General features: G+C 62.8%; 24 protein-coding genes. 11 read left to right on the forward strand and 13 right to left on the reverse strand.

Annotation, left to right across the window (positions count from 1 at the left end):
* The first annotated feature begins 117 nt into the window (after window positions 1–117).
* Window positions 118–939, forward strand: a complete 822-nt coding sequence (locus ACZYVJ_RS05190) for a TylF/MycF/NovP-related O-methyltransferase (protein WP_463830054.1) — start codon at window positions 118–120, stop codon at window positions 937–939.
* 17 nt (window positions 940–956) lie between these two features.
* Here ACZYVJ_RS05190 and ACZYVJ_RS05195 read toward each other — a convergent pair whose 3' ends face one another.
* Entirely contained in the window at window positions 957–3,509 is a 2,553-nt protein-coding gene (locus tag ACZYVJ_RS05195) for an excinuclease ABC subunit UvrA (RefSeq protein ID WP_463830055.1), read from the reverse strand.
* 261 nt (window positions 3,510–3,770) lie between these two features.
* On the opposite strand from ACZYVJ_RS05195, the gene ACZYVJ_RS05200 reads away from it, so the two are divergent.
* Complete coding sequence (locus tag ACZYVJ_RS05200; RefSeq protein WP_463830056.1) at window positions 3,771–5,024, forward strand: cytochrome P450; 1,254 nt, start codon at window positions 3,771–3,773, stop codon at window positions 5,022–5,024.
* Entirely contained in the window at window positions 5,017–5,688 is a 672-nt protein-coding gene (locus ACZYVJ_RS05205; protein ID WP_463830057.1) for a TetR/AcrR family transcriptional regulator, read from the forward strand. Before ACZYVJ_RS05200 ends, ACZYVJ_RS05205 begins: the two co-directional genes overlap by 8 nt.
* Before the next feature lie 70 nt (window positions 5,689–5,758).
* Here the strand turns inward: ACZYVJ_RS05205 and ACZYVJ_RS05210 are convergent, their stop codons facing one another.
* From ACZYVJ_RS05210 to ACZYVJ_RS05225, 4 genes are all read right to left on the reverse strand, one after another.
* The gene (locus tag ACZYVJ_RS05210) at window positions 5,759–6,931 is read right to left on the reverse strand and encodes a CaiB/BaiF CoA transferase family protein (protein WP_463830058.1); all 1,173 of its coding nucleotides are present in this window, start codon (window positions 6,929–6,931) and stop codon (window positions 5,759–5,761) included.
* 52 nt (window positions 6,932–6,983) lie between these two features.
* Complete coding sequence (locus ACZYVJ_RS05215; protein WP_463830059.1) at window positions 6,984–8,510, reverse strand: aldehyde dehydrogenase family protein; 1,527 nt, start codon at window positions 8,508–8,510, stop codon at window positions 6,984–6,986.
* Between the two features lie 19 nt (window positions 8,511–8,529).
* The gene (locus ACZYVJ_RS05220; RefSeq protein WP_463830060.1) at window positions 8,530–9,735 is read right to left on the reverse strand and encodes an amidohydrolase family protein; all 1,206 of its coding nucleotides are present in this window, start codon (window positions 9,733–9,735) and stop codon (window positions 8,530–8,532) included.
* Between the two features lie 216 nt (window positions 9,736–9,951).
* Window positions 9,952–11,178, reverse strand: coding sequence for a cytochrome P450 (locus tag ACZYVJ_RS05225; protein ID WP_463830061.1), 1,227 nt, complete (start codon window positions 11,176–11,178; stop codon window positions 9,952–9,954).
* Between the two features lie 373 nt (window positions 11,179–11,551).
* Here ACZYVJ_RS05225 and ACZYVJ_RS05230 point away from each other — a divergent pair, with 373 nt between their 5' ends.
* The 7 genes from ACZYVJ_RS05230 to ACZYVJ_RS05260 all read left to right on the forward strand — a co-directional run bounded on the left by ACZYVJ_RS05230 (window position 11,552) and on the right by ACZYVJ_RS05260 (window position 18,026).
* Window positions 11,552–12,241: a TetR/AcrR family transcriptional regulator gene (locus tag ACZYVJ_RS05230; RefSeq protein ID WP_463830062.1), complete on the forward strand. Its 690-nt coding sequence runs from the start codon at window positions 11,552–11,554 to the stop codon at window positions 12,239–12,241.
* A gap of 217 nt (window positions 12,242–12,458) precedes the next feature.
* Entirely contained in the window at window positions 12,459–14,807 is a 2,349-nt protein-coding gene (locus ACZYVJ_RS05235) for a CaiB/BaiF CoA transferase family protein (RefSeq protein ID WP_463830063.1), read from the forward strand.
* 51 nt (window positions 14,808–14,858) lie between these two features.
* Window positions 14,859–15,056 carry a ferredoxin gene (locus ACZYVJ_RS05240; protein ID WP_463830064.1) on the forward strand — a complete coding sequence of 66 codons (198 nt, stop codon included), beginning with the start codon at window positions 14,859–14,861 and terminating at the stop codon, window positions 15,054–15,056.
* Window positions 15,053–16,168 (forward strand): NDMA-dependent alcohol dehydrogenase, encoded by a 1,116-nt coding sequence (locus ACZYVJ_RS05245; RefSeq protein ID WP_463830065.1) that lies wholly within the window; start codon window positions 15,053–15,055, stop codon window positions 16,166–16,168. Before ACZYVJ_RS05240 ends, ACZYVJ_RS05245 begins: the two co-directional genes overlap by 4 nt.
* Before the next feature lie 81 nt (window positions 16,169–16,249).
* Entirely contained in the window at window positions 16,250–16,663 is a 414-nt protein-coding gene (locus ACZYVJ_RS05250) for a limonene-1,2-epoxide hydrolase family protein (RefSeq protein WP_463830066.1), read from the forward strand.
* Window positions 16,660–17,577 (forward strand): SAM-dependent methyltransferase, encoded by a 918-nt coding sequence (locus tag ACZYVJ_RS05255; protein WP_463830067.1) that lies wholly within the window; start codon window positions 16,660–16,662, stop codon window positions 17,575–17,577. Before ACZYVJ_RS05250 ends, ACZYVJ_RS05255 begins: the two co-directional genes overlap by 4 nt.
* Before the next feature lie 53 nt (window positions 17,578–17,630).
* On the forward strand, window positions 17,631–18,026 hold the full coding sequence (locus ACZYVJ_RS05260; RefSeq protein WP_463830068.1) for a nitroreductase family deazaflavin-dependent oxidoreductase: 396 nt from the start codon (window positions 17,631–17,633) through the stop codon (window positions 18,024–18,026).
* A 119-nt stretch (window positions 18,027–18,145) separates the two neighbouring features.
* Here the strand turns inward: ACZYVJ_RS05260 and ACZYVJ_RS05265 are convergent, their stop codons facing one another.
* From ACZYVJ_RS05265 to ACZYVJ_RS05285, 5 genes are all read right to left on the reverse strand, one after another.
* The gene (locus ACZYVJ_RS05265; protein WP_463830069.1) at window positions 18,146–18,601 is read right to left on the reverse strand and encodes a hypothetical protein; all 456 of its coding nucleotides are present in this window, start codon (window positions 18,599–18,601) and stop codon (window positions 18,146–18,148) included.
* Window positions 18,598–19,407, reverse strand: a complete 810-nt coding sequence (locus tag ACZYVJ_RS05270) for an SDR family oxidoreductase (protein WP_463830070.1) — start codon at window positions 19,405–19,407, stop codon at window positions 18,598–18,600. The genes ACZYVJ_RS05265 and ACZYVJ_RS05270 overlap by 4 nt, the downstream gene beginning before the upstream one ends.
* Window positions 19,408–19,411: 4 nt before the next feature.
* Window positions 19,412–20,323 (reverse strand): RNA polymerase sigma-70 factor, encoded by a 912-nt coding sequence (locus ACZYVJ_RS05275; protein ID WP_463830071.1) that lies wholly within the window; start codon window positions 20,321–20,323, stop codon window positions 19,412–19,414.
* A gap of 320 nt (window positions 20,324–20,643) precedes the next feature.
* Window positions 20,644–21,516: an alpha/beta fold hydrolase gene (locus ACZYVJ_RS05280; RefSeq protein ID WP_463830072.1), complete on the reverse strand. Its 873-nt coding sequence runs from the start codon at window positions 21,514–21,516 to the stop codon at window positions 20,644–20,646.
* Window positions 21,517–21,542: 26 nt separating this feature from the next.
* The gene (locus tag ACZYVJ_RS05285) at window positions 21,543–22,376 is read right to left on the reverse strand and encodes an alpha/beta fold hydrolase (protein ID WP_463832845.1); all 834 of its coding nucleotides are present in this window, start codon (window positions 22,374–22,376) and stop codon (window positions 21,543–21,545) included.
* A gap of 221 nt (window positions 22,377–22,597) precedes the next feature.
* Between ACZYVJ_RS05285 and ACZYVJ_RS05290 the strand changes: the two genes are divergently transcribed.
* Window positions 22,598–23,209: a TetR/AcrR family transcriptional regulator gene (locus ACZYVJ_RS05290; RefSeq protein WP_463830073.1), complete on the forward strand. Its 612-nt coding sequence runs from the start codon at window positions 22,598–22,600 to the stop codon at window positions 23,207–23,209.
* 226 nt (window positions 23,210–23,435) lie between these two features.
* Here the strand turns inward: ACZYVJ_RS05290 and ACZYVJ_RS05295 are convergent, their stop codons facing one another.
* The 3 genes from ACZYVJ_RS05295 to ACZYVJ_RS05305 form a co-directional block, all read right to left on the reverse strand.
* Complete coding sequence (locus tag ACZYVJ_RS05295; RefSeq protein ID WP_463830074.1) at window positions 23,436–23,696, reverse strand: hypothetical protein; 261 nt, start codon at window positions 23,694–23,696, stop codon at window positions 23,436–23,438.
* Between the two features lie 59 nt (window positions 23,697–23,755).
* Window positions 23,756–24,142 (reverse strand): heme-binding protein, encoded by a 387-nt coding sequence (locus tag ACZYVJ_RS05300; RefSeq protein WP_463830075.1) that lies wholly within the window; start codon window positions 24,140–24,142, stop codon window positions 23,756–23,758.
* Window positions 24,143–24,348: 206 nt separating this feature from the next.
* Window positions 24,349–24,630 (reverse strand): hypothetical protein, encoded by a 282-nt coding sequence (locus tag ACZYVJ_RS05305; protein WP_463830076.1) that lies wholly within the window; start codon window positions 24,628–24,630, stop codon window positions 24,349–24,351.
* Window positions 24,631–24,649: the final 19 nt, after the last annotated feature.

Here is a 24,649-nt window from a genome sequence, read left to right on the forward strand (position 1 = left end):
GGCCGGGCGACTTGGAAGATGACGGTAGTTCGCGGCCATCGCGAGCATCGGTGTGGCCGTCGAGCGCCGGGATCTGCACTATCCAGCACCGGTGTCGATGGGATCTCACAATCCGTCGTGAATGAGCTGCCAAGCCTCTACGCTGCCGGTAATCATGCTGCGTCTTCCGGCGAGGAGGTTGAGCGCATGGAGTCGTCGATGGCGTCGGATTACCCGTGTAGCAACGGATTCAATTGGGCACAATTGGTGAAAATGCCGATCGTGAGCGATGAATGGCATCATGGGCATCAAATTCTTAACTTCTACCCGATGGATAAGGACTTTCGAGAATCGCCGGCAGCGCGGACGATGGTCGCCGAGAACTTCGGCGATGCCAAGGCTCTCGACACCGATGCGGAATTGCTCAGATTCGGCTCTGACCACGTTACGTTGCGAGGCGCGTATTTGGAGATGGGCGTATGTACCGGAAGAACCATCAACTTCATTGCCGCGCTCAATCCCCGCCAACGTATCTGGGGATTCGATTCCTTCGACGGCCTTCCTGAACGATGGGCTCGCACCGATATCACGGTCCCCCAAGGCACTTTTCGGGCTAACGTCGAGGGGTGGATGCCACCGGTGCTCCATAACGTAGCCTTGGTGAAGGGCATGTTCCATGAAACCCTTCCGCAGTTCAAAAAGCGAGTTCTGGAATCCACTCCCATCGCTTTCCTACACGTCGATTGCGACATTTATGCATCGACGAAAGAGATTTTTTGCCAGCTGGCCGACAACATCGTGTCAGGTACCGTAATCGTATTTGATGAATTTTATAACTATCCGGGCGCCGAGGAACAGGAGTTCAGGGCATTCCAGGAGTTTCTCGACCGGACCGGTAAGAAACCGGTCTACCTTGCCTACAACCAGTACTTCGAACAAGCGGTTGTCCAGATTGCCTGACTCGATTTGCGACGCGCCTAAGCCGGTAAGCAGTCGGCGCGGGCCAACCGCTTCGCCAGATACGGCGCCGTGCGGCTGCGTTTCGCACGTGCCACCGTTGCCGGCGGGCCTGCCGCAACGACCCGTCCGCCGTCGCTGCCGGCTCCCGGCCCCAGGTCGATCACCCAGTCCGCACCCGCGACCATCCGCATGTCGTGTTCAGCCACCACTACGGTATTGCCCGCGTCGACCAGGCGGTGCAGTTGACGGTCGAGCAGATCCACATCGGCGGGGTGAAGCCCGGTGGTCGGCTCGTCGAGCACGTACAGGGTGTGCCCCCGCCGGGGTCGCTGCAGTTCGGCGGCGAGCTTGATCCGCTGCGCCTCGCCACCCGACAGCTCGGTCGCCGGCTGTCCCAGACGCAGATAACCCAGTCCGACCTCTTGCAGCGTGGTCAGGCTTCGCGCTGCGCTGGCGACGTCGGCAAAGAACTCCGCGGCCTCATCGACGGTCATCGCGAGGACGTCGGCGATCGTACGGTCGCGATAGCGCACCTCGAGCGTCTCGTCGGAGTAGCGCGCTCCTTGACATGCCGGGCACGTGGCGTACGTGCCTGGCAAGAACAACAATTCGACGGAGACGAACCCCTCCCCCTGACAGGTGGGGCAGCGACCTTCCGCCACGTTGAACGAGAACCTGCCCGCTGTCCAACCGCGGCGACGCGCCTTGGAGGTCGCGGCGAATTCACGGCGCACGGCGTCGAACAAGCCGGTGTAGGTCGCCAGCGTCGAGCGCGGCGTGCGTCCGATCGGGCGCTGGTCGACGGATACCAGCCGGTTGATCACCTCGACCCCCTCTGCCGTCACACCGATACTCGCGTCGTGATCGAGATCGACCATCCCACTATCGGTTTCGTCGTCCTCTGACTCGGCCGGCTCGGCTGCTCGCCCGGTGCCCAGATGGCTGTGCACGACATCGCCGAGGACCTTGACGACGAGCGTCGACTTGCCTGAACCGGACACTCCGGTGACCGCGGTGTACACACCGAGTGGCACGTCCACGTCGAGGTCTCTCAAATTGTGGAAGCAGATTCCGCGCAGCCGCAGCCGCCCGGACTGCGTGCGCGGTTGACGAGGCGGCGGCCCGGCCTCCTCGAAAAGGTATTTACGAGTGACCGACCCCTCGACGTCGGCGAGACCCGGCACCGGCCCGCTGTAGAGCACGCCCCCGCCAAGCTCTCCGGCCCCGGGACCCACGTCGACGATCCAGTCAGCACGGCGTACGACGTCCATGTCGTGCTCGACCACGAATAACGAATTGCCCGCGCGCCGCAGGCGATCGAGCACCTCGAGTAGCGGTTCGGCGTCGGCGGGGTGCAGTCCCGCCGACGGCTCGTCCAATACATAGAGCACGCCGAACAAGCCGGCGCGCAGTTGGGTGGCCAGCCGCAACCGCTGCAGTTCGCCGGGTGACACCGTCGGAGTGCGGCGACTCAGCGTGAGATAGCCGAGGCCGAGCTCGATGAGTACCTGCAGGCGTGCGACGAGGTCGGCGGCGATCATGGTCGCCACCTCCGTCAGCTCACCGGATTTCGTGGACTCGTACGCGGCGGCGGCATCGGTCCGAGAAGCCGTCGGGCGCAACGCCTCAGCGAGGTCGGCTAACGGCATCGCCGTGTAGTCCGCGATGCTGCGCCCGGCGAATGTCACCTTCAGCGCCTCCGGCCGCAACCCGGAACCCTCGCACACCGGGCACTCGACGCTGTCGACGAATTGCAGTACGCGGCGACGCATCATCGCGCTATGGGAGTTGGCCAACGTGTGGCGGACGTGACGTTCGGCGCTGGAGAAGGTGCCGTTGTAGTAGTAATCGGCCTGCACGGGGTGCTGGCTCGGATCGATTTCGACTGTCGGTTGCTCATCGGTGAACAGAATCCAATTGCGTTGCCGCTTAGGGAGTTTTCGCCATGGCTTGTCGATGTCGTACCCCAGCGTGACGAGGATGTCGCGGAGGTTTTGGCCCTGCCACGCGCCCGGCCATGCGGCAACGGCGCCTTCGCGGATGGTCAGCGAGGGGTCTGGTACCAGTGTCTCTTCGGTCACCCGGTGGATTCGTCCCAGCCCGTGGCATTCAGGGCACGCCCCCACCGCGGTGTTAGGCGAGAACGCATCGGAGTCCAGTCGTTCCGTGGCTCCTCGCGGGTAGGTGCCGGCGCGGGAGAACAGCATCCTCAGCAGGTTCGACAGGGTGGTGACGGTGCCGACCGTCGACCGTGACGTCGCCGAACCCCGGCGCTGCTGCAGGGCGACGGCAGGCGGTAGCCCCGTGATGTCATCCACCTTCGGTGCGCCGGTTGGCAATAGCAGCCGTCGAGCGTACGGAGCGACCGATTCGAAGTAGCGGCGCTGGGCCTCGGCATAGACCGTTCCGAAGGCCAACGACGATTTACCGGATCCGGAGATTCCGGTGAACGCGACCAGCGCATCGCGCGGCGCGACGACGTCGACACCCCTCAGGTTGTGGACCCGCGCCCCGTAAACGCGCACGCAGGGGTCGATTTCATCCGTGCTCCGATCGGGCATTTGCGTCATCTTCTCAGCCGAGTACCCATGTGGGGGCCGCACAAAGCAGATTCGCGGGCCCCGCGCGTCATCCTGGTCGGGGCAAAGCCCACCAGCGTCGCTGGGCCATCGATAAGGACATTAGATGACGATTTGTATGATCTTGCTTGCCCTCTGGACCGTAGAGCTGGGTATATTTCGGTAAGTCTTGACGATCTCGTGCGATGGTCATACGCTCTGAACATATATGTCCGTATGCCTGTCTAGGCGCCCGCTGAAGTTGGGACATTCATGAACGCGCGCAGCACCGCCCCCAGCGTCTTCGACGCTGGTCTCCCCACGTTCGATTACGGCCTCACGGCCACTCCACACGACATCCTCGAAGATCTCCGAAAGGCCCAATCGCGCGCGCCCATCGCCATCGGGCCCCTCGGCCCGGAGATCCTGTCTTACGAATTGGCTCGCGACATATTGCGCGACAACAGATTCCGCTTGCCACCCGGTATCACTTTGGCGGCGCAGGGCATCACGTCGGGTCCGTTGTTCGACAAGATGGCGAACAGCCTCCTGGGCCTCGACGGTGCGCCACATGTGCGGTTGCGCAAACTGGTTTCCAAAGCGTTCACTCCCCGCGCGACATCACGTCTCCAGGACACGATCCACGAGGTGGTGAACGGGCTGATCGACCGTGTGGTGGACGCCGGAAGGTGCGACGTCGTGACCGACATCGCGCGGCCCTACCCCACCCCGATCATGTGTGCGTTGCTGGGCGCACCTCGCGAGGACTGGCATTTGTTCGCCGCTTGGACCGAGGATGTCTTCAAAGCCCTCAACTTTCAGCCGGATGCCAATTTCGACGAGGCCGAGATCATGCGCGCATGGGGCGAACTCGACGCCTACGTCGATGACATGGTCGCCGCCCGTCGGGACCGTCTGACCGATGATCTGCTTTCGGAACTCATTCGCGCCGAGAGTGACGGCGACCGGCTGAATCTCGAGGAACTACGCAGTCTGGTGGCCGGTTTCTTGATGGCGGGAACCGACACCACGCGAAACCAATTGGCGGCGTCGGTGCAGGTGCTCTGCGAGCATCCCGACCAATGGGCGAAGCTGCGCGACAATCCTGACCTTGCGATGCAGGCGGTCGAGGAAAGCATGCGCCACTCGCCCGCGGCCTGCATCGTGCCGCGCGCCGCGGTTGAGGACGCTGAGATCGGTGGCTACCTGTTCCCGGCCGGGACCTTCGTACTCGTGAACAGCTTTGCAGCCAACCGAGATCCAGCGATCTATGACGATGCTGACCGCTTTGACATCGCACGCAAGGACGTACCCGCAATTCTGACCTTCGGCGGCGGCGCGCACTACTGCCTGGGGGCAAACCTAGCACGCCGGGAGCTGGCGGAAGCACTCATAGTCCTCGCCCGCCGTCTCCCTGCCCCGCATCGCGTCGGTCCGGCCCCATGGAAATCCCTGCTGGGAATGACCGGCCCGACAACTCTTCCAATTGAATTCACCAGCGAAAGGCTTGTGACGGCGGGTGCGTAGTCGTGGCTGGGCGGGTTTGACACCCTCGTCGGACGAGGAGGCGATTTCGCGAATCCTGACTGCGGTAGACGAAGAGGTCGCCGAGCATGGGCCGGGGATACGCCTTGCCGACGTCGCCCGCAGGCTCGGTGTCACTCGCCAGACGGTGTACCGCTACTTTCCCAATGCTGATGCGCTGCTCATCGCCAGCGCAATGCGTGCTGTCGACGGCTTCATCGACCAAGTTGCAGAACACGTTCGCGGACTCAACGACCCAGTGACCGCAATCGTCGAAAGCGTGTCGTTTGGAATCGACAATCTCGCCGGCGATCCACAGCTGGAAAACTTGCTGACCCGGCGGAATGAGGGCGACCCCGTCACCTCGCTGACCTCCGACACGGCCATCACTATCTGTTTGTCCGTCTTTCACCGCTTCGATGTGGATTGGAGGCTTCACGGTTACGACGGCACCGCGCTCGGTGAACTCGCCGAAATGACCCTGCGCACAGTTCAGTCCATCTTGACCGATCCTGCACAGCCACCCCGCGAGGGAATCGAATTACGCCGGTTCATTACTCGATGGCTCGGTCCAGCAATCCTCTATCCAAGAATGGCGTCGCTGTCGATTTACGGACAAGACGCAACATTCGATAGGGGGACGTACGCCACTCGGCACCCCTCCTGACCGCTTCGTGCGATCGGCCGACGAGACGCCGAACCTCCTCATATTTTAAACCTGGGGGATGCGCCGGTGCTCAGATTGCGCCAGTCGAACGAAGGCGCTCCATTCCGGCCGCGTCGTAGCCTGCCAGGGCGTTGAGTAACTCTTCCGTATGCTGCCCAACGTGCGGCGCTGCCGGCGGCCCAAATCCTACGTCGGGTTTGGTCTTGATGCACGTTCCCATCAATCGCTGCGACGTCCCGTCCGGCTGGGCCTGCTCGTAGACGAGTCGGCGAGCCTTTGCATGGTCGTCGTCGAAGAGGTCCGCACCCAAAAACGCCGGGGCACCGGCGATGTCGGTCGCAATGAAGAAGTCTGTCCATTCCTTGCGTGTTCGGCTCTCGAAAATTGCTGTTAGTTCCTTGCGCAGCCGGGCGTCCGCCGCTGGGTCCTCGCCCGGTTGTTGACGCCCCGGTTCGTAGAGATCCATCCTGTCGAGCGACTCGCAGAACCTCAGCCAGAACTTGTCCTCCAACGCATTGAACACCACATAGTTACCGTCGCGAGTTCGGTAGTACTGGTAGCGAAGCGACGCGCGGATGCCCTCACCGTAGGAGCGTTGACCGTTCGCCAATGCCGTGAGGTGCTGAAAGTTCCAGTTGATCGCCGCATCTACCTGCGCTACTTCGATGTACTGCGGCTCGCCGTCGCGCCCGGCGGCGTGCAGTGCGGCGAGCACGCCCATCGCTGCGTACAGCGGTCCCGCCAGAACGCCCGTCGTACCTGTGGCCGCCCCCGAAAGGCGCGGTGTTCCATCCGCATCGATGATCGGCGGACTCAAGCCTGCGAAACAATCGAAGGACAGCCCGTGTGTGGCTAGTCGGGTGTAGGGCCCATAGCTGCCCATGCCATTCAGCACGCAGTAGACAACTGTCGGGTTGACGGCGACGATGTCGTCGTAGCTGAAGGCGAGCCGGTGCGCGGTTCCGTAACGTAGTCCGTCGATCACAACCGCCGATTTGGCGGCCAGGCGGCGAAACGCCTCCTGCCCTTCAGGAGTTTTCAAGTTGATCGCGACGCTCTTCTTGCCGCGATTCCAGTGTGAATCTTGCAGCTCGCCGCCGGAAACGGCAGGACCGCGGAACCCACCGCCGCCGGGCGGCTCGACCTTGATCACTTCTGCGCCGAGGTCAGCCAGATGTCCGCCCAGTGCATCCGCGGAGAAGAGTGACACCTCGAGGACGCGGACATCCTTGAGAAGTTCCATTTCGCAACCTTTCCGCTCAGAGACGCGGCGCGTCCTCAATAGTGCAGGGCGGTTACATCATGGTGATGGATTTCAGCTCGGTGTATTCCTCGAAGCCCCAGCGACCCTGCTCTCGGCCGAGTCCGCTTTGCTTGAAGCCGCCGAAGGGGCCCCCACCGTTGAACATGCCGCGTGCCGGCAAAGACCAGCCGGGGCCCTGCCCGCCACCGGGATCGGCTCCCAAGTTGGCACCAGGTGCGAGCGTCTGCACCATGATGGTGCCGGTTCTGACCTGCCTGGCGACGTTGAAACCCCTTGCAGCATTGCGCGTTACCACCAGGCCTGCCAGACCGTAGATGGAGTCGTTCGCGATGCGGATGGCTTCGTCTTCGGTGCGATAGGTGATCACCGCCAGGACTGGCCCGAATACCTCTTCCTGGCATAAGCGCATGTCGCTGCGGCAGTTGACCAGTGCCGTTGGTTCGTAGTAGAAGCCGCGTTTAAGGTGTTCGGGACGTTTGCCGCCGACCACCAGCTGCGCGCCTTCCTGCAGGCCCGACTGAACGAAGGTCTCGACTTTTTGACGTTGCTGATCCCTGATCAGCGGACCCACGACAGTAGCGGGATCACGCGGGTCCCCGACCGTGATCATCGGAGCCATGGCTTTGAGGCCTTCGACATACGCTTCGAGCAGGTGCTCGGGCAACAGAAGTCGTGACGTGACGGTGCACGCTTGCCCGGCATGCATCAACACCTGTCCGAATCCTATTCCAGCAACGTCACTTTCGGTGACATCGTCGAGGACGATGTGCGCACTCTTGCCGCCTAGTTCGAGTTGTGCGCGTTTCATCGTTGCCGCCGATAGTTCGCGGATGCGTCGACCGGTGACGGTCGAACCGGTGAACCCGATCATGTCGACGCCCGGATGGGTACACAGCTCCTCGCCGACACCAGCACCTCCCACGACCACGTTGAATACTCCGGGCGGGAGGCCCGCTTCTTCACCGACCTTGGCCAGCTCCAAAGCGTTCATCGGGGTCCACGGGTGGGGTTTGAGTACCACTGTGCAACCGACGGCCAATGCGGCCAAGCACTTTTGAATGTTGATCGAAAAAGGGAAGTTGAACGGCGTGATGACTCCAACTACCCCGACCGGTTCGCGGACCACTGTTACGCCGCCGACGCCAGTCGGTGAAACTACGGGGCCGCCCGGTGTTTCCACCCATGTCACATCGTGTTCGACGAACTCGCCGTAGTAGTGGGCCGCCTCGATAGCGCCCCCGACCTGAATCATGTCGGTGATGAAGCCGGTCGAGCCGATCTCGGCGACGACCAGCTCCCTAAGTTCCGCCGTGCGCTCGTCAAGTATTTCAGCGAACCGCTTGATGACCTTTGCCCGTTCCCGAACGGACATCCACGGCCACGGCCCTTCGTCGAAAGCTCGCCGGGCGGCTTCGATCGCCATGGTCGCCTGCTTAGGTCCACCATTGACGACTCGCCCGATCAGTTCCTCGGTGGCCGGATCGATGATGTCGATGGTGCCGAGGGCGTTGTCGCTTGACCACTGACCGTCGATGAAGCTCTGATAGTCCCGCATCATACGAATCCGTATGCGTCGACTAGATCAGCGTCGGATACGGGGCCGGCTCGAAGTCGAAGACCCGGCGGGCATTACCCTGCAGCACTTTGTACTTGTCGAGGTCGGACCGGCCGTCGAGTGCCTTCTGGGCGGCCTGGAGGGAATGGGGCCAGAGGCTGTCGGTGTGCGGATAATCCGTTTCGATCATCACGTTGTCGATACCGATGGAGTCGAGATTCGCTGCGCCGAAGTCGTCTTCGATAAAGCAGCCGTACATGTGGTCGCGGAAGAGCTGACGCGGCGATTCCGGGAAAATCGCGGGATCGGTGGGTACCGGGGTCAAGCGCATCGTGGCCGGGTCAACCGCCCAGTTGTTGGCGCGCAGGTATTGGTAATCGGCGGCGACATGTTCAGCACGCTCGATCAGGTATGGAATCCAGCCGATGCCGCCCTCGGCCAGCACGATCTTCAGGTCGGGGTACTTCTGCAGCTTGCCCGAGAACAGCCAATCGGTAGTTGAGTTGGCCAGGTTGAGGTTGATGTTCACGGCCTGAACACCAAAGGGTGCGTCGGGCGACGTGGTGGGACTAACCGAGGAAGATCCGATGTGTGTGCACAGCGGCATCTTCGTCTCGTTCACGACCGCGAAGAAATCGTCCCATGCGCCCGAGTGGATGGACGGAAATCCTAGCGGGTGCAGGTTCTCCGAGAAGGCAATGGCTTTGGCGCCCTTGCCGGCGCACCGTAGTGTCTCCTCGACGGCCAATCGGGTATCCCACAACGGAATGATGACCATCGGGATGTAGCGGCCGGGCGCCGCCGCGCACCACTCATCGATGACAAAGTCGTTGTAGGCCCGCACGCACTTGAGACCTAGGTCGCGGTCGCCGAGGTGGGCGAACATCTGGCCACAGAACCGGGGAAAAAACGGAAAGTTCAGTCCCGCGATTACATGGTCCTCGTCCATGTCAGCGATGCGGGCCGCCGGGTCGAAGTATGCGCGCGGCATTTCGTCGTAATTTACTGGCAGCGGGGAGTACTCGGCCGGGCGTTGGTGAGCCGCGACCAAGATTCCCATCACCGACGCGCGCGCTTGGTCGTAGATCCACGTATCGACGCCGTCGATGCGTTCGACGTGTGGCACTCGATCGCGGTCGGCGGCCGAGGCGCGGTCGACCCATAGGTTCGGTGGCTCGATGATGTGGTCATCGACGGAGATCATCCACTGAAGATCTTGCTTGTCCACGACTTCCTCCCTGATCTCACCGAACCGGTTGAGCGGGCGCGGAGCGCGAGCAATAGGGCGGCTTCACGCAAGACGGATGCCAAACCACCGGCTGACTTGATGCTAAGAGCGGCTCTGGCGCACTGTCAAGTGGCACTCGATAACTTGTGAGGCGTTCTGCGTCGAGTCTGTTATTGCGCTGGCCGACAGCTGATATGGGCGATTGCCCGCCACTCCTCACTGGGCGACGCGGGCACCTGGCGTGAACACGACGGGCAGGGCGCGGTAGCCCCGGGTGACCGAGTTCCCGTGAAAATCAATTTTTGCCCCAGGGGGGATGGCGTAGTCGGGTATCCGTTTCAGGGCCTGTTCGACGCCCACCCGAAACTCGAGTCGGGCGAGGTTGGAACCTAGGCAGCGATGGACGCCGGCTCCGAATCCGAGATGGCGATTTGTCTGCCGGTCGAGAATGCACTTGTTCGGCTCGTCGAACTCGGCCGCGTCCCGGTTGGCGGCCGCATAGTTCACGACGACCGTCTCACCGGGACAGAACTTGTGGCCGCTTAGTTCAACCCCTTCCGCGACTGAGCGATGCAGTCCGTGGACCGAACCGGCGAACCGGATGAATTCCTCTATCGCCGTGGGCACCAACTCGGCTTCGCGTACGAGGCGGTCGCGCTCCGAAGCATGGGTACCCAGATAGAAGAAAGCGAACGACATTGCACTAGAGGTTGTTTCGAGCCCCGCTTGCACCAGCAGCATCACATTCGCGACAACGTCATCGAAGCTCAATTTTTCGCCGTCGATCTCGGCGGCGAGCAAGACATCGATCAGGTCGTCACGCGGCGGCTCACCACGACGCTTGTCGATCTCCTCGCGTACGCGGACGTAGAGATTCGTCATCGACCCGTTTCGGACCTCTTCGCTCTCACCATTGATCGCGAGGTCGGCTGTCTCAATGTAGAGCGGCACGTCCTCAACGGGCATGCCGAGTAGATACCGGAAGAACACGATCCCAGGTTGCTGCCATGCGACGTCGGCGAGATCGCCGCGGCCCAATTCGATGAAGTTGTCGATCAACCCGTCGGTAACCACGCGCACCTGGGGCTCCAGCTCCTTCATCCGACCCGGAGAAAAATACGGGTTGAGAACTTTGCGAAGCTGCTGCTGCCGTGGAGGATCCAACGTGATCACGATGTCGCCAAATGACATCGGGGAGCCTTCCATCCCAAGGGGTTTGCTGGAGAAGCTGCGCCAATCACGCAAGATCTCGTAACAGTCGTCGTAGCGGGTGGCGACCCACGCGCCGCCCGGCGTAGGGCCCAGAAAGGGGACATCCTGGTGACTGAACGGTCCGCTCTCCCGCATCACTGCGTAGACCTCGTAGAGGAATTCTTGGTCGTTGAAATCGTCGTGACGAAGATCGAGGTTCCGCGCATGTTCCTCCGGTGATTTGCTCACCATGGGTAGTCCTTTCCGCCCCGGATACGGGCATGCCGACCTCGGAACAACGCCAGCGCCAGCGGTCAACCTGGACAGACAGTCCCGAACGAGGGGCGTCCACATTCCAGCTACACCGCAATTGCGCCACCGTCCATGTGCCACCTGCGCCGGCCCTCGGGTTTCTAGCGCACGCAGAAATTCGCTTCGGAAGCACAGTAAATCGTCGGCTACATGGAGTCAAGTCGCACTCGATAACCACCTGCGCCCACCTATGATCCGCGCGCCTCAGTGCGCGCGAACAAATAGGATGAGGCCGAAGAAGGCTGGGACGGGCGTGGGGCGGCACGCGTGCGAGCTTCCCCCCAGCCGACGGGTGCTCGCTAAAGTATGTGTGATGACCACAGGCGCGCGGCGGCGAGTTCGCGACAAGGACGGCAAACAACGAGCCCTCCTCGAAGCGGCCGCTGAGGTCTTTGCCGAAGCGGGATACGCGGCCGCGGCGACGAAGGAGATCGCCCGTCGCGCCGACTGCTCGGAGGCCATGCTGTTCCACTACTTCGGGGACAAACGAGGCATCTTCGAGCAAGTTGTTTCTCGACAGATCGCGGACCTCGTCAGTGAGGCCGAAGAGCAGGTCGTGGCGGCCCTGCCTGCGCGCGTCGAGGACTATATCGAGCAGCTTTTCTTTGCCAGATTAAGGATCGATGACCGGGACAGCGGTGTTCCCGGCTGGGACATTTCCGGTCGGGCGTTATCGGATCCGGACTTCTCGCTGCGCGTGCTGCAACCCAATCACGCGCGCCGTTCGGCCGTTATTGCCGAAGGCGTTCGCCACTACCAGGCCGCGGGGCAGATCAGGGCCGACGTCGACGCCGACCTGTTCGCCGAGCTGCTGGCTAATTTCATCATCTTCACAACGAGCCTCGGACCCCGCTGGTTTGGTACGGGCGAGTCAGACATCCGCGCGCAGATCGAACTGGGTTCGCAGATCCTCGCCAAAGGCGTAAGCACATCGACTGCGAAGCCTCCCGCCAAGCGACGCGGACGGGTTCAACGGGCCCCTAAGGTGCGCGCGACCGACTAAAGGTTCCAACGGAACTCAACCGCGGCCATGGTTATCGAGTCACACTTGACACCGTAGCTTTCCCGTCGCTAGCGTCGTTGCCAGCCAGGCCGCAGCGATGCGGATGCAAAACACCCTGCTCGATCGACACGAGCGTGAGGACAGGAAGTGGCGTGTGTGCACTCATCGGCGCGAGTAACTCACTTCCGAAAACATTGACGCGGAAAGTCGTACGGCGATGAACGCTCTGCGTGGGGTTCGTGTTGTCGAATGGGCGACGGAAATCGCCGGCCCGTACTGCACCAAGTTGTTCGCCGACCTCGGAGCAGAGGTCATCAAGATAGAAGCCCCAGACGGGGATCCGTTCCGCCGCAGAGTGTCTGGTGATCGAAATGACGCCGACGCGCTGTTCAAATTCCTGAACGCCGGCAAGCGTTCGGTCGTTGGCACTGCGCTGCCCGACCTGGAGACGCTCATCGTTTCCGCCGATGTGTTCGTCGAGTCTTTGGGCCCTGGGGCACTCGACCACGAGGCCCTCCTCCGGCGTGCGCCACACCTGGTGATCGTGGCGTTGTCTCCGTACGGATTGACCGGACCGTACCGGGACCGGCCCTCAACGGAGTTCACGATCCAGGCCGAGAGCGGAACCCTCGCGCTGCGAGGTCGTCCGGACCAACCGCCCATTCAAGCGGGTGGTCGAGTCTTCGAATGGGTCATGGCCAGTTATGCCGCCGTCGGGGCGCTTGGCGCACTGCGTCGGGCTCAACTCGGCGGACCGGGTGAAATCGTTGACTGCTCGTTGTTGGAGGCCTGTCATCTCAGCGCCGGCGGATTCGCTGACCTCTATCACGAGCTGGCCGGTCGTCCGCCCCTGCCGGTGCCGGCCCGACAGGTTGAAATCCCATCAATCGAACCGACCGCCGACGGATGGGTGGGTTTCAACACCAATACGCGTCAACAATTCGAGTCGTTCCTGGCAATGATCGAGCGACTGGACCTGCTCGACGAGGACCCAGCCTGGGCAGTCGCCACGACGCGGTGGGAACGCCGGGAGGAGTGGAATCAGATTGTGCGGGAATGGACTACGAGACGTTCCACCGAAGAGATCGTCGCGTTGGCCTCCGATCTGCGGATCCCCGTCTCACCCGTCAACGATGGCCAGACCGTGCTGGACCACCCCCAATTCGCGGCGCGCGGCGTGTGGGGCACGTATGCCGACGGCAGCTTCACCCACCCGTTGGCGCCCTACCGGATCGATGGCCGGCGACCCGTCCCAACAGCCGGCGCTCCCCCGCTCGGCGAAATGGCAAAAGTACCCGCCCACAGCAGGATTGCGACCGCTGCCGACCGTGCACCGGGACTTCCGCTGGACGGCGTACGAATTCTCGACGCGACAGCGTGGTGGGCGGGCCCCTCCTCCACCCACATTCTCGCCGCACTGGGCGCTGAGGTCATTCACTTGGAGTCGACGCGCCACCCTGACGGCGCACGGATGGCGGCCGCGGCGTTCGCCGATCGGTCTCAGTGGTGGGAGCGGTCGGGGATGTATTTGGCGACCAACACCAATAAGCGCGGGCTCACCCTCGACCTGTCCTCGGCCGAAGGGCAGGAGCTGTTGTTCGGACTCGTCAGATGCTCCGACATTCTGGTCGAGAACTTCTCGCCACGCGTCTTCGACAATTTCGCCATCACGTGGGAAGCCGTCAGTGGGCAGAACCCTCGAATAGTGATGGTCCGGATGCCCGCGTTCGGGCTCGACGGACCATGGCGCAACAATGTGGGTTTTGCGCAAACGATGGAACAGATGACCGGAATGGCTTGGGTGACCGGCCACGAGTACGACCAGCCGCGAATCCCCCGCGGCCCGTGTGACCCACTGGCAGGGATGCACTCCGCATTCGCCATGCTGACAGGACTCCGGCGACGCGACGAGACTGGCCAAGGGTCGCTCATCGAAGTATCGATGGTTGAGGCCGCACTCAACGCAGCCGCCGAACAGGTTGTCGAATTTACCGCCTACGGAAACCTGATCTCGCGACTGGGAAATCGCAGCCGTGACGCCGCCCCACAAGGGCTCTACCCATGCGCAGGGACCGAGCGGTGGCTGGCGATTTCGGTCGCCACGGACGAACAGTGGCGCCTATTGAAGTCGGCTATGCGTGAACCGGATTGGGCGAATGACCCCGCGCTGGACACTCACGAAGGGCGGCTGCGGGCACATGATGTGATCGATAAGCATCTCGAGCAGTGGGCTAGACAGCACGATTCCTCGGCCGCCGCCGAGTTACTCGTCGAACATGGTGTTCCGGCCGCGGATTTGGCAGACGCCAGGGTCGGTTCGATGCACCCTCAGCTGGCCGCACGAGGCTTTTTTGAAAGCCTCGTCCATCCCATCGTGGGACGGCATCACGTGCCGGCGATTCCCTTCAAGTACCGCAGTGTTGACAAGTGGTATCGGTCAACGGCGCCGACGTTGGGGCAGCACAACGCGAGCATCCTCGGCGACCTACTCGGCCTCGACGCCGCATCGATTGCAGCGCTGACAGAAAAAGGAGTCATCGGGACTAGACCAGGCGGATTGGACTAGACCGATCTGCTGTAGGTCCGGCCAGCGGATGTGCTAGGGAGAAGAGACAGCGTGAAACTTCATGTCGACAGGGAAATGTGCCAAGGCCACAGCCGTTGTCACGCAACGTTTCCCGAGTTGTTCGAGATCGACGACGAAGGGACCGCCTTCGTCATCGTGGAAAACATTCCTCCCGGATGGGAAGACCGGGCACACAACGCGATCGCGAACTGCCCCGAGCGTGCCATACATATCAAGGAGTCGCCGTGAAGACCAATGGAGCAGTTCTGTGGGGGCTGAACGAGAAGTGGTCGGTGGAAGAGATCGAACTCGATCCGCCGCAAGAAGGCGAGCTACTCGTCGAGTTCGCAGCCACCGGTCTATGCCATTCCGACCACCATATCCGCACCGGCGACATGTTCGGGGTGAGTTTTCCCTTGATAGGTGGACACGAAGGGGCGGGCATCGTTCAAGAGGTCGGTCCGGGAGTGCGCGATGTAGCGGTGGGCGACCATGTGGTCACCTCTTTCCTGCCGGCGTGCGGTCGCTGCCGCTGGTGCGCCACGGGGCATCAGAACCTCTGCGATTACGGCGCGACCATACTCGCGGGAGTCCAGGCCGACGGCACCTTCCGACGCCGGGCCAGGGGGCAGGGCATCGGAGCCCTCTCAGGCGTCGGCAGTTTCGCGCAATGGGGCGTGTTGTCGGAAGCCTCCGTGGTCAAGATCGACAACGATGTGCCGCTGTCGCGCGCGTGTCTTCTCGGCTGCGGCGTAACCACCGGCTGGGGCTCGGCCGTCAACACCGCGAACATCAGTCCCGGCGACGTGGTGCTTGTGATGGGCTGCGGAGGCATCGGCAGCGGTGCGATTCAGGGCGCGCGGCTGGCGGGTGCGGAGCAAATCGTCGTGGTCGATATTGAGCCGGGCAAGCGCGACAGAGCAATTCAGTTCGGAGCCACGCACTTTGCCACCTCGATGGAGGAAGCAACCCAGTTGGTTGGCGAGATTACGCGCGGAGTCATGGCAGACTCGGCCATCCTCACGCCGGGCGTGCTCGAAGGCGCGATGATCAACGACGCGCTCAATGCCGTGCGGAAGGGCGGTGCGGTGGTGGTCACCGCCCTGGCATCGATGTCCGACGTGACGCCGACGCTGCCGCTGACGTTGTTCACGCTGTTCCAAAAACGCCTCCTGGGCAGCCTTTACGGCGAAGCCAACCCGCGGGCCGATATCCCTCGACTGATAAGCCTCTATCGAAGCGGCAAGCTGTTGCTCGACGAAACCGTCACCACCGAATACAAGCTCAACGACATCAATGAGGCCTACGACGACATGCTCGCCGGCCGCAACATCCGTGGGGTGATAATCCACGACCATTGAGTCTTTGGGGAACGACGGATCCGCATCATTTTCCAGCCCGCTCAAGTTAATTCACTCACTCGCCATGAAGGGATTTCACTAATGTCTTCACCCGCCGATGTCGTCCGCGACTTCTGTGCCTTGATGGAGCAGCGCGACGCCGAAGCGTTGCGTCCCCTGCTCGCCGAAGGAGCCGTTTATCAGAACGTGGGAATGCCCGCCTTCACCGGACCAGAAGCCATCGTGGCGAACATGGCCGCTCAGTTCGCGATGTTCCCGGACGCCTACGCCTTCCAAATCGTCAACCTCGCCAGCGACGGTTCCGTGGTGCTCACTGAACGCCTGGACTACATCCAGGCTCCCGACGGAAGCAAGCCGGCCATCCCGGTAATGGGGACCTTCGTCGTCGATGGCAATGGAAGGATCACTCGCTGGACCGACTATTTCGACCTGAATCTGATCATGAAGCTCATGCAAGGCGAAGACATCAGCGCCCTGGTGCCCGCGACCGCATGAGTTGGGACGTCACCACCGATCTGGGGTCAACGGCCCTTGCTGTCGCTGCTCAACGGGCAGCAGAAACAGCACAAGACGACCCGTTGATCCACGACGAGTTTGCGGCGGTGCTGGTGGCGGCGGCCAAGGAACCGGGTTGGCAACGGATAGCCTGTGGCGACCTTTCGTGGATGGGCGCAGAGGACGATGTTGGGCGGCGGGTTGCGCGAACGGGCCGCGAGTACGTGGCCACACGGACGGTCTTCTTCGACGAGTTCTGTGCTCACGCAGCGGGTTTAGGGATGAGCCAATTCGTCATCCTCGCGGCCGGCCTTGACGCCCGCGCCTATCGCCTCGTCCATCTCACCGACAAGCGTGTGTACGAAATCGACCAGCCCGCGGTCCAGGCGTTCAAAGACACCGCCTTAACAGCGCATGGAGCTACTCCGCTAGCCGACCTGTGCGCGGTTCCTGTCGACTTGCGCGATGAGCGTTGGCCGCTGATGTTGATGGAAGCGGGATGGGACAAGTCCCTGCCGACCGCCTGGCTCATCGAGGGACTGCTGCCCTACCTATCGTCAACCGAGCACAACGCGCTCTTCGACGCGCTCACTGCGCTAAGCGCACCGAGTAGCCGGCTCGCCGCTGAGGTTTCTCACCACTCGACAATGCATTTCGGCGACGAACGGCTGAGCGCATGGCGCGACGGAGCAGCCGAGATCGACGACGCGCTAGGCGTAGACGTGGATGTGACGGCCTTCATCAAAAACCACGATGCCAGCGATACGGCATCATGGCTGTCCCAGCACGGATGGAGGGTGGATTCCCTAGGCAGCCGCGAAACGATGTCGCGCCTCGGCAGGCCGATCCCACCGGACCTCTGCGACCTTGCGCCAGCTAGCTCCCTGGTAACAGCGATCCGCTACGGCCCGTAGCGTTCCAACGGATACTGCTCATTTTCGGGCTTGGTTGTGAAGGAGGGGGATCCATGCGGGTGCCAAGGGCCGTCGCAAACTTCAATAAGCGAGTCACCAATCCAACGGCTCGGTCGATCACGCCATGGCTTCCAGGCCAAGGGACCCTCGAACACGTCGGACGCAAATCAGGCAAGCATTTTCGAACGCCGCTGTTGGTTTTTCCCACCCACGACGGCTTCGTCGTTCTCATCGGGTACGGGCTGAAATCGGACTGGCTGAAGAATGTATTCGCCGGTGGACAGGCGGTGCTGCACAAGCGCGGCAAGAGTATCTCGCTCGCCAATCCCCGCCTCCTGAGCAAGGCCGAGGCCGCAACGCTCGTTACAGGGCCATCTGGTGTGTTCTACCGCCTCTTTCCGTACAACGAAGCGGCGCTGGTGTTGACCAAAGTCAATCCCACGCAGTGACTTTGGTCAACAGAACGAAGAAATTGAACCAGTGGGGTCGCCCAAGCAGTCGATTGTCGATGTCACGCATCGCTCACGGCGAGCAGCCCGCCCGAGGACCTGCGGCACGACCGACGAGGTCAACTTCCTAGTGCCTGATCTTCACGCCAGTCATTTGCTTCCTTTATGGCGGCTCGCCTTGGCCGCCAAGCCGTGAGGATCAGCAGACCAACCGGCAGCAGCACGGCCACCGTGAGCAGAATCGTCTGCCAGACCGCGGCCTCCATCGTGAAGTGCTCCAGGTGCGTGAGATGAAAGCTCAGGTGCGCGATGGCGAACAGCAGGTACGCGCCCAGCGCGATCCGCACCATGCGGCGCTCCATCGTGATTGCAGCGACAACGAATACGAGCGCAAGCGAGAGATTCATGGCGCCGTAGTCGCGCATGAGGTGTTCGGAGTACGGCGGAATGAGATCCACCCAGGGCACGTAGTCGTAGAACGCCCGAGGGGCCAGCGCCGCGACGACCCCGACCACCACCTCCACGAATGTGAGAAACCACACCCCGGCGCGAAGCGCGGTCAGCCGGGCGTTCACCGCGACCCCTTGCGTCGGCGGTGCGGCAGGTAAGCGCGGATGGCGTCGCGGTAGGGCAGGTCGCCCGTGGCGACTTGTTCGCCGAGGTATTCCTCGAAGGTGATCGTGCCGGCGGCGTGCTCCGGGGTTAGCAGCCCGCCGGCGCGGATCCCGCCAACTACCTTGCCGGGCAATCGGACTGGGACGATGGGTCGGCGCTTACCGACGATCGCCAGGTAGCTGCGGGCAAGATCGTCGATCGCACGCGCCTGCGGGCCGCCGAAATCCGGCGCACGCCCGATCGGCTGGCCCAGCGCCAATTGGGCCAACCGTGCGCCCAGGTCGCGCACGTCGACCGGTTGGAACCGCAGGCCCGACGGCAGCGCCAGGACCGGTGGTTTCGCGAGCATGCGCAACATGAAGGCGATCAGGTCGTGAAACTGGGTCGCCCGCAGCACCGTCCACGGCAGGCCCGACTCGGCGATCAGACGTTCGTTGGCGAGCATCATGCGGTAGAGGGCGAATGGGATGCGGTCGATTCCGACGATCGAGACATAAACCAGATGCGGTGAGCCCGCCCGTTTCGCCGCCGCGACCAGCTGCTCGGTGGGATAGACGCAGTGCACGATTGTGTCGACGCCGTCCACGGCAGCGTCGAGCCCATCACCAGTCTGCACGTCCCCCACGACATGCCGAACGTCGGTGGACTGATGGGGGCGCCGCCCGCGACTTAGAACGCGGACCTCCTCCCCCGCCGCCGTCAGGCTGTCGACAACGATGCGGCCCACGGTTCCCGTGCCGCCGGTTACGAGTACAGATTTCGTCATACCCCTATGAACCGGACAGGTCCGCAGGATGTGACAACTGCTCGGCAAGAAACCGCAGTTTGTCGGGATTGGCCAGGATCCGCACGGCCGCTATCCGCTCGCCAGTGATCTCGAAGCACAAGACACCGGCCAGTGTGTCGCCGTCGAATGCGAGCATCGCCGGCTCGCCGTTGACCTCGGCGGCATCGAGACGCAGCTGTATCTGCGCTAGGTTCCTGCTGAATATCCGCGCCACGTACTGGGCCATCCGGTCGCGGCCCGAGATTGGGCGCCGGGCGGCCGCCACCTTGCCGCCGCCGTCGGCCGTGGAGGTCACATCAGCGGTCAAGATTTCGACGAGTCCGGCCACATCATCGGCGCTGGCGGCGGTGAAGAAGCGATCGACCAGGGACCGCCACTGTGCCCGATCCGGTCGGTGCACCGGCTGACGGGGTTCACCCAGTCGCTGCCTCGCTCGCCGGTACAGCTGCCGGACGTTGGCTTCCGACATCTCGAGGATCTCGGCGATCTCTAAATGGCTGTACGCGAACGCCTCTCGGAGCACGAACGCCGCCCGCTGGTTGGGCTTGAGTTGCTCCATCAAGCTCAGCAGCGCGATGGACACCGACTCGCGCTGCTCGACGGTTTCCTGCGGGCCGAGTGTCCGGTCGTCGGTGAGGACTGGCTCCGGAAGCCACGGCCCGGGGTAGACCTCCCGGCGAGCGCGGGCCGACGTGAGCCGGTTGAGGCACAGGTTCGTGACGGCCTTGGTAAGCCACGCCGGCAGCGATTCGATGAGCGCTGAGTCTGCGCCGTGTAGTCGCAGGTATGCATCCTGCACCGCGTCTTCGGCTTCGCTCGCCGACCCCAGCAGTCGGTAGGCCAGCCAGAACAGGCGTGGCCGCTGAGCCTCGAAGTCCGCCACGAGGTCGGTCACAGTGCCAAGACTGCCACCTCTCGAATGTCGCCGGAATGGCTGCGACCGCACAGTGCGTGCGGTCTCAAAAGTTGATATCGCATGTGCCATCGCTTTTGAGATCCGCTTGGCAGGGCAGACGGGCCGTCACCACCCACGCCAGCCGGTTCAAGCGACTGCTGGCCGATGCCGAGTTGGAGAAGGACGCGTTGCGGGAGTTAGCGAAGGGAAATTCTGAGCCCAGCTGCCAAGCGTCGCGCCGTGGACATGCTCATCACCGATCTATGGCTTCGGGGAACGGATGGCAATCGTCGTCGAGATGCTGTGGCACGGCTGTCTCCCTAACGATCGCCATCGAGGAAAGCAATTGCGGTATTGGTGAATTCGTCGTGGTACTGGAAGATTCCGCCGTGCCCGGAGTTGGGGTAGATGACCAGCTCGGATCCGGCGATGCGGCGGTGCATGTCCTCCGACAGCACGCTGGGGACCATGCGGTCGTGGTCGCCGTTGGCGATCAGTGTGGGTTGGGTGATCCGGGACAGGTCGGCGGGTGTGGATCGGCCCCATCGTTTGATCGCTTTGAGTTGGGTCTGGAATGCCTTGATCGAGATCTTCGCGTCCCTGTCGTCGGTGCGTTCGTCGAGGCGCTTGACGAAGGCGCGGGCGGCCGCCTTTCCGGTGTCGTCGCGGTTGAAGAACAGAAATTCCTTGGGGTCGCTTCGGGTGAGGGTGGCGCGCACCATGTCGTAGTAGGTGGTGCCGGCGACCTTGTCGATGCCCTTGCCCCCGGCGGGGCCGGTTCCGGTGAGGATCAGCTTGCGGACCAGTTCGGGATGTTTGAGGACTAGGGCTTGGGCGATCATCCCGCCGAGGGAGAAGGAGAGGATGTCGACGGTGTCGTATCCGAGTGCGGAGATGAACGTGTAGGCGTCGTCGACCATCGCTTCGACGGTGTCAGGGACGGTGCCGCTTGAGGCTCCGACGCCGCGGTTGTCGAAGGCGATGACGTGGTGGCCCTTGGCGATCGGGTCGATGACGCGGGGGTCCCAGTTATCGAGGGTGGCGGCGAGGTGGACCAGGAAGATGACCGGGATTCCGCCGGTGGGCCCCAGTTCGCGGTAGGCGTAGGTGACCCCGCCGGCGGTGAGGGTGCGCGCCGGTGCGTCGCGATATGAGGTGATGATTCTCTGGGGTTGGTTGTGGTTGGCGTTCATGGCTACTTCCTTGATTTTCGATGTGGTTAGTTGGCGAGGAATTGCAGTGCGGTGGGGACGAATTCGCGGTGGTACTGGAAGACTCCGCCGTGTCCGGAGTTCGGGTAGATCTTGAGTTCGGCGTTGGGCAGGCGCCGCGCCATGTCGCTGGAGTGTTCGCTGGCGACCATCAGGTCGTTGTCGCCGTTGGCGATCAGGACGGGCTGGGTGATGACCGACAGGTCGTCGGGCTGGCTCTGTCCGGCGTGGCGGATGGCTTTGATCTGGTTGACGCCTGCGCGCAGGGTGATCTTCTTGTCGCGGTCGCCGGCCCGTTCCTTGAGGCGGTGCAGGTAGTCGCCGGCGGCGGCCTTGCCTTCGGTGGTTCGCGGGAAGAACAGGAAGTTGCGGGGGTCGCTCCAGGTGAGGAGCGCTTTGAGGTACGCGGTTCCGACGATGGTGGCCATCTTGTCGATGCCGCCGCCGCCGCGGGGTCCGGTGCCGGCTAGGACCATCCGGCGGACCAGTTCGGGGGCTTGCAGGGCCACCACTTGGGCGACGCCGCCGCCGAGTGAGAATCCGAACAGGTCGACCTGTTCGAGTCCCAGGGCGCGGATGAAGGCGACGGCGTCGGTGCCCATCTGCTCGACGGTGGTGGGCACCGTGCCGCCGGTGGCGCCGACACCGCGGTTGTCGAAGGTGATGACACGGTGGTGTGCCGCGATGCCGTCGACGATGCGGGGGTCCCAGTCGTCGAGGACCGCGGTGAGGTGGTGCAGGAACACCACGGGAACCCCTGTGCCGGTGCCGAGTTCGCGGTAGGCGAATGGCACGCCGTCGACGTTGACGGTGCGGGTGGGGGTGTCTTTCCAGGTGGTCATGATGTGCCTTTCAGCGGGGTGTGGGTTCGTGCGTCGAGGGCTGTCGGCTTTCATCAGCCGGTTGGGCAGCACCAGCCCGCAGGGCAGCTGCAGGGGGTCGTGGGCAGTGGTCATCAGGTTTTCTCCGCTCCGCAACCGATCTTACGATCATAATATTATGAGCGTAATATCAAATGGTATGATTTGGCAAGTATCGGTTCTCATGGCAGGGAGGTGACCCGATGGCACGACACACCGGGCAGCGCAAGGCCGAGACGCGGCGCCGCATCATCGCTACGGCCAGCGAGCGGTTCAAGACCGACGGCATCGACGGTTCCGGGATCGCGACGCTGATGTCGGATGCCGGTCTGACCAATGGCGCGTTCTACGCCCACTTCGCATCCAAGGACGACCTGGTGGCCCACGCCGTGGCCGACCAGTTGCGAGGTCAGCACGACGTGTTGTCGTCGTTACCCAGCGGTCGGGCCGCGCTGAAGGACTACATCCGGGAATACCTCTCAGCTCAGCACCGCGACGATCCGGGCACCGGTTGCCCCAACGCCGCATTGCTCGACGAGATCGGCCGCTGCAGCGCCGCGGTTCGCGATTCCTACACCGAGGGGATGACGTCCATCGTTGACGTCATCGCCGCGCACCTCTCGCCGAGCGACCCCTCGGCCGCGCGCAGCACCGCGCTGGGACTGTTCACCATCCTGGTGGCCACCATGCAGCTCGCACGAGCGGTGTCCGACCCGGCGCTGTCCGACGACATCCTGGCCGCGGGGATCCACAACGCGACCGTATTGCTCGACGCCGACCAGACGCCCATCGCGCTGCGCGGAGGCTCTGCATGACACCCGAAAGTCGTGAACCGGTTTCGAGTAGTGCGACCTCCGCATCCTCGGCGACCTGGTGCGCGAGAACGTGCGAATACAACACCTTTGGCATCGACTTGCCTGCCTGCTGCCCAAGCGCCCGCGGAGGACCGCCGCAGCTAGCGCCATGTCAAAGACGCAAACGACACTCTTCTAACAGCTTCGGTTTACGCATCGCCCGACGCCCACGCGCGAGGTCGCGCCTTTAGAAGCACCCGCTTACATGGATTCGGCGGCCGGCTCCAACGCAGACATTCGCCGGCGGCGGTGGTGGCGGTGGGGGCGGAAAGTCCTGCGGCAGCGGTGCATAGTCGGCCGGTGGCGGTACATAGGCGTTGACCGTGTCGGCAACGTTGGTGCATCCGCTGACTGAAACGCGCCTGCCGACGCTCGCGCAGACGTCGGCATTGGCAATACCGGAGGGCTGCACTGCGCAATACATTTCAGGGATCGATGTGACAGCCATCGTAGCTGCGCCCGCGGCGATCCAGGAGCGCAGCCATACAGTTCGCGATCTTGTTGTGCTCACGAGGCGCCCGCGCCGAGTAGTGGGGTCCACTGGCAACGCTCCCTGATGTCGGTCATTGGCTGACGGATGCCTTCGAGGTCGGCTTGCTCTTGCGGATTGGCGTTGAAGTAGTTCTGCACGTCGTCGCGGATCTGATCTTTGGGCTGATCCTGAAGATCGGTGTAGAACCCGTTCACGTCCGGGTGGGTGAACAGGTAGGTCGAGAGCGCCGTCGCAACACCAGCCGCGACACTGGCTACGTTCGCGGCTGTGCAGTCAGGTGGCCGAGGCGTCGGATCCGCCGCGGCGGTCCCTGCGGTAGCGCATAACAGCGTTCCAGTAACCGCGCCAGCGCCGATCGCGCCGACGACCACCCGGCGCCGAATGATTTCTGGGAGGAACATAACTGGCTCCTTCATCCGGTAAGCAACCGGGCCGCAACCGATGACGGTCGTAAGCCCGGCTCAAGCTAATCAGACAAAGATAACCCTTTTTGCGATACAGCAGATTAATCCGCGGCGCAGCCCATCAGCGTGTACGCCCGGCGAGGACGCGGCAGTCGACACATAGTGTCGGCCCGCAGCGCCACATGCCACCACCCGAAGGATGTTCAACCGTTAAACCCTTGTTCCGCTCTCACTGTCGAGGGGTACCCGTGGAATTCCTGGCCGGGCTTGATGTTCGGGTATCGGTCGACACTGCGGGTGAATTCCCCGATTTCTTTGAACACCGGCAGCAACATCCAGCCCATGTCGAGCTTGTGATCCATCAGATTGAAGTCCTCGTGCGGATCGGATCCGAGGTCGAACACAATCGGCATCTGCGGCGCCACGATGGGCTTATCGATGCCCTCTGCGTAGCGCAGAACACATTTGACGTCGCGCCATTTCACCGACATGAGTTGACCGTCG

Source organism: Mycobacterium sp. IDUB_3 (assembly GCF_055419585.1).

What these genes read in the sequence shown, in the direction of transcription:
- ACZYVJ_RS05260 (WP_463830068.1), top strand. Translation starts at nt 17,631, where the DNA reads ATGCGGGTGCCAAGGGCCGTCGCAAACTTCAATAAGCGAGTCACCAAT.
- ACZYVJ_RS05250 (WP_463830066.1), top strand. Translation starts at nt 16,250, where the DNA reads ATGTCTTCACCCGCCGATGTCGTCCGCGACTTCTGTGCCTTGATGGAG.
- ACZYVJ_RS05295 (WP_463830074.1), bottom strand. Translation starts at nt 23,696, where the DNA reads ATGGCTGTCACATCGATCCCTGAAATGTATTGCGCAGTGCAGCCCTCC.
- ACZYVJ_RS05215 (WP_463830059.1), bottom strand. Translation starts at nt 8,510, where the DNA reads ATGATGCGGGACTATCAGAGCTTCATCGACGGTCAGTGGTCAAGCGAC.
- ACZYVJ_RS05290 (WP_463830073.1), top strand. Translation starts at nt 22,598, where the DNA reads ATGGCACGACACACCGGGCAGCGCAAGGCCGAGACGCGGCGCCGCATC.
- ACZYVJ_RS05300 (WP_463830075.1), bottom strand. Translation starts at nt 24,142, where the DNA reads ATGTTCCTCCCAGAAATCATTCGGCGCCGGGTGGTCGTCGGCGCGATC.
- ACZYVJ_RS05200 (WP_463830056.1), top strand. Translation starts at nt 3,771, where the DNA reads ATGAACGCGCGCAGCACCGCCCCCAGCGTCTTCGACGCTGGTCTCCCC.
- ACZYVJ_RS05235 (WP_463830063.1), top strand. Translation starts at nt 12,459, where the DNA reads ATGAACGCTCTGCGTGGGGTTCGTGTTGTCGAATGGGCGACGGAAATC.
- ACZYVJ_RS05230 (WP_463830062.1), top strand. Translation starts at nt 11,552, where the DNA reads ATGACCACAGGCGCGCGGCGGCGAGTTCGCGACAAGGACGGCAAACAA.
- ACZYVJ_RS05210 (WP_463830058.1), bottom strand. Translation starts at nt 6,931, where the DNA reads ATGGAACTTCTCAAGGATGTCCGCGTCCTCGAGGTGTCACTCTTCTCC.
- ACZYVJ_RS05255 (WP_463830067.1), top strand. Translation starts at nt 16,660, where the DNA reads ATGAGTTGGGACGTCACCACCGATCTGGGGTCAACGGCCCTTGCTGTC.
- ACZYVJ_RS05225 (WP_463830061.1), bottom strand. Translation starts at nt 11,178, where the DNA reads ATGGTGAGCAAATCACCGGAGGAACATGCGCGGAACCTCGATCTTCGT.
- ACZYVJ_RS05280 (WP_463830072.1), bottom strand. Translation starts at nt 21,516, where the DNA reads ATGAACGCCAACCACAACCAACCCCAGAGAATCATCACCTCATATCGC.
- ACZYVJ_RS05285 (WP_463832845.1), bottom strand. Translation starts at nt 22,376, where the DNA reads ATGACCACCTGGAAAGACACCCCCACCCGCACCGTCAACGTCGACGGC.
- ACZYVJ_RS05270 (WP_463830070.1), bottom strand. Translation starts at nt 19,407, where the DNA reads ATGACGAAATCTGTACTCGTAACCGGCGGCACGGGAACCGTGGGCCGC.
- ACZYVJ_RS05195 (WP_463830055.1), bottom strand. Translation starts at nt 3,509, where the DNA reads ATGACGCAAATGCCCGATCGGAGCACGGATGAAATCGACCCCTGCGTG.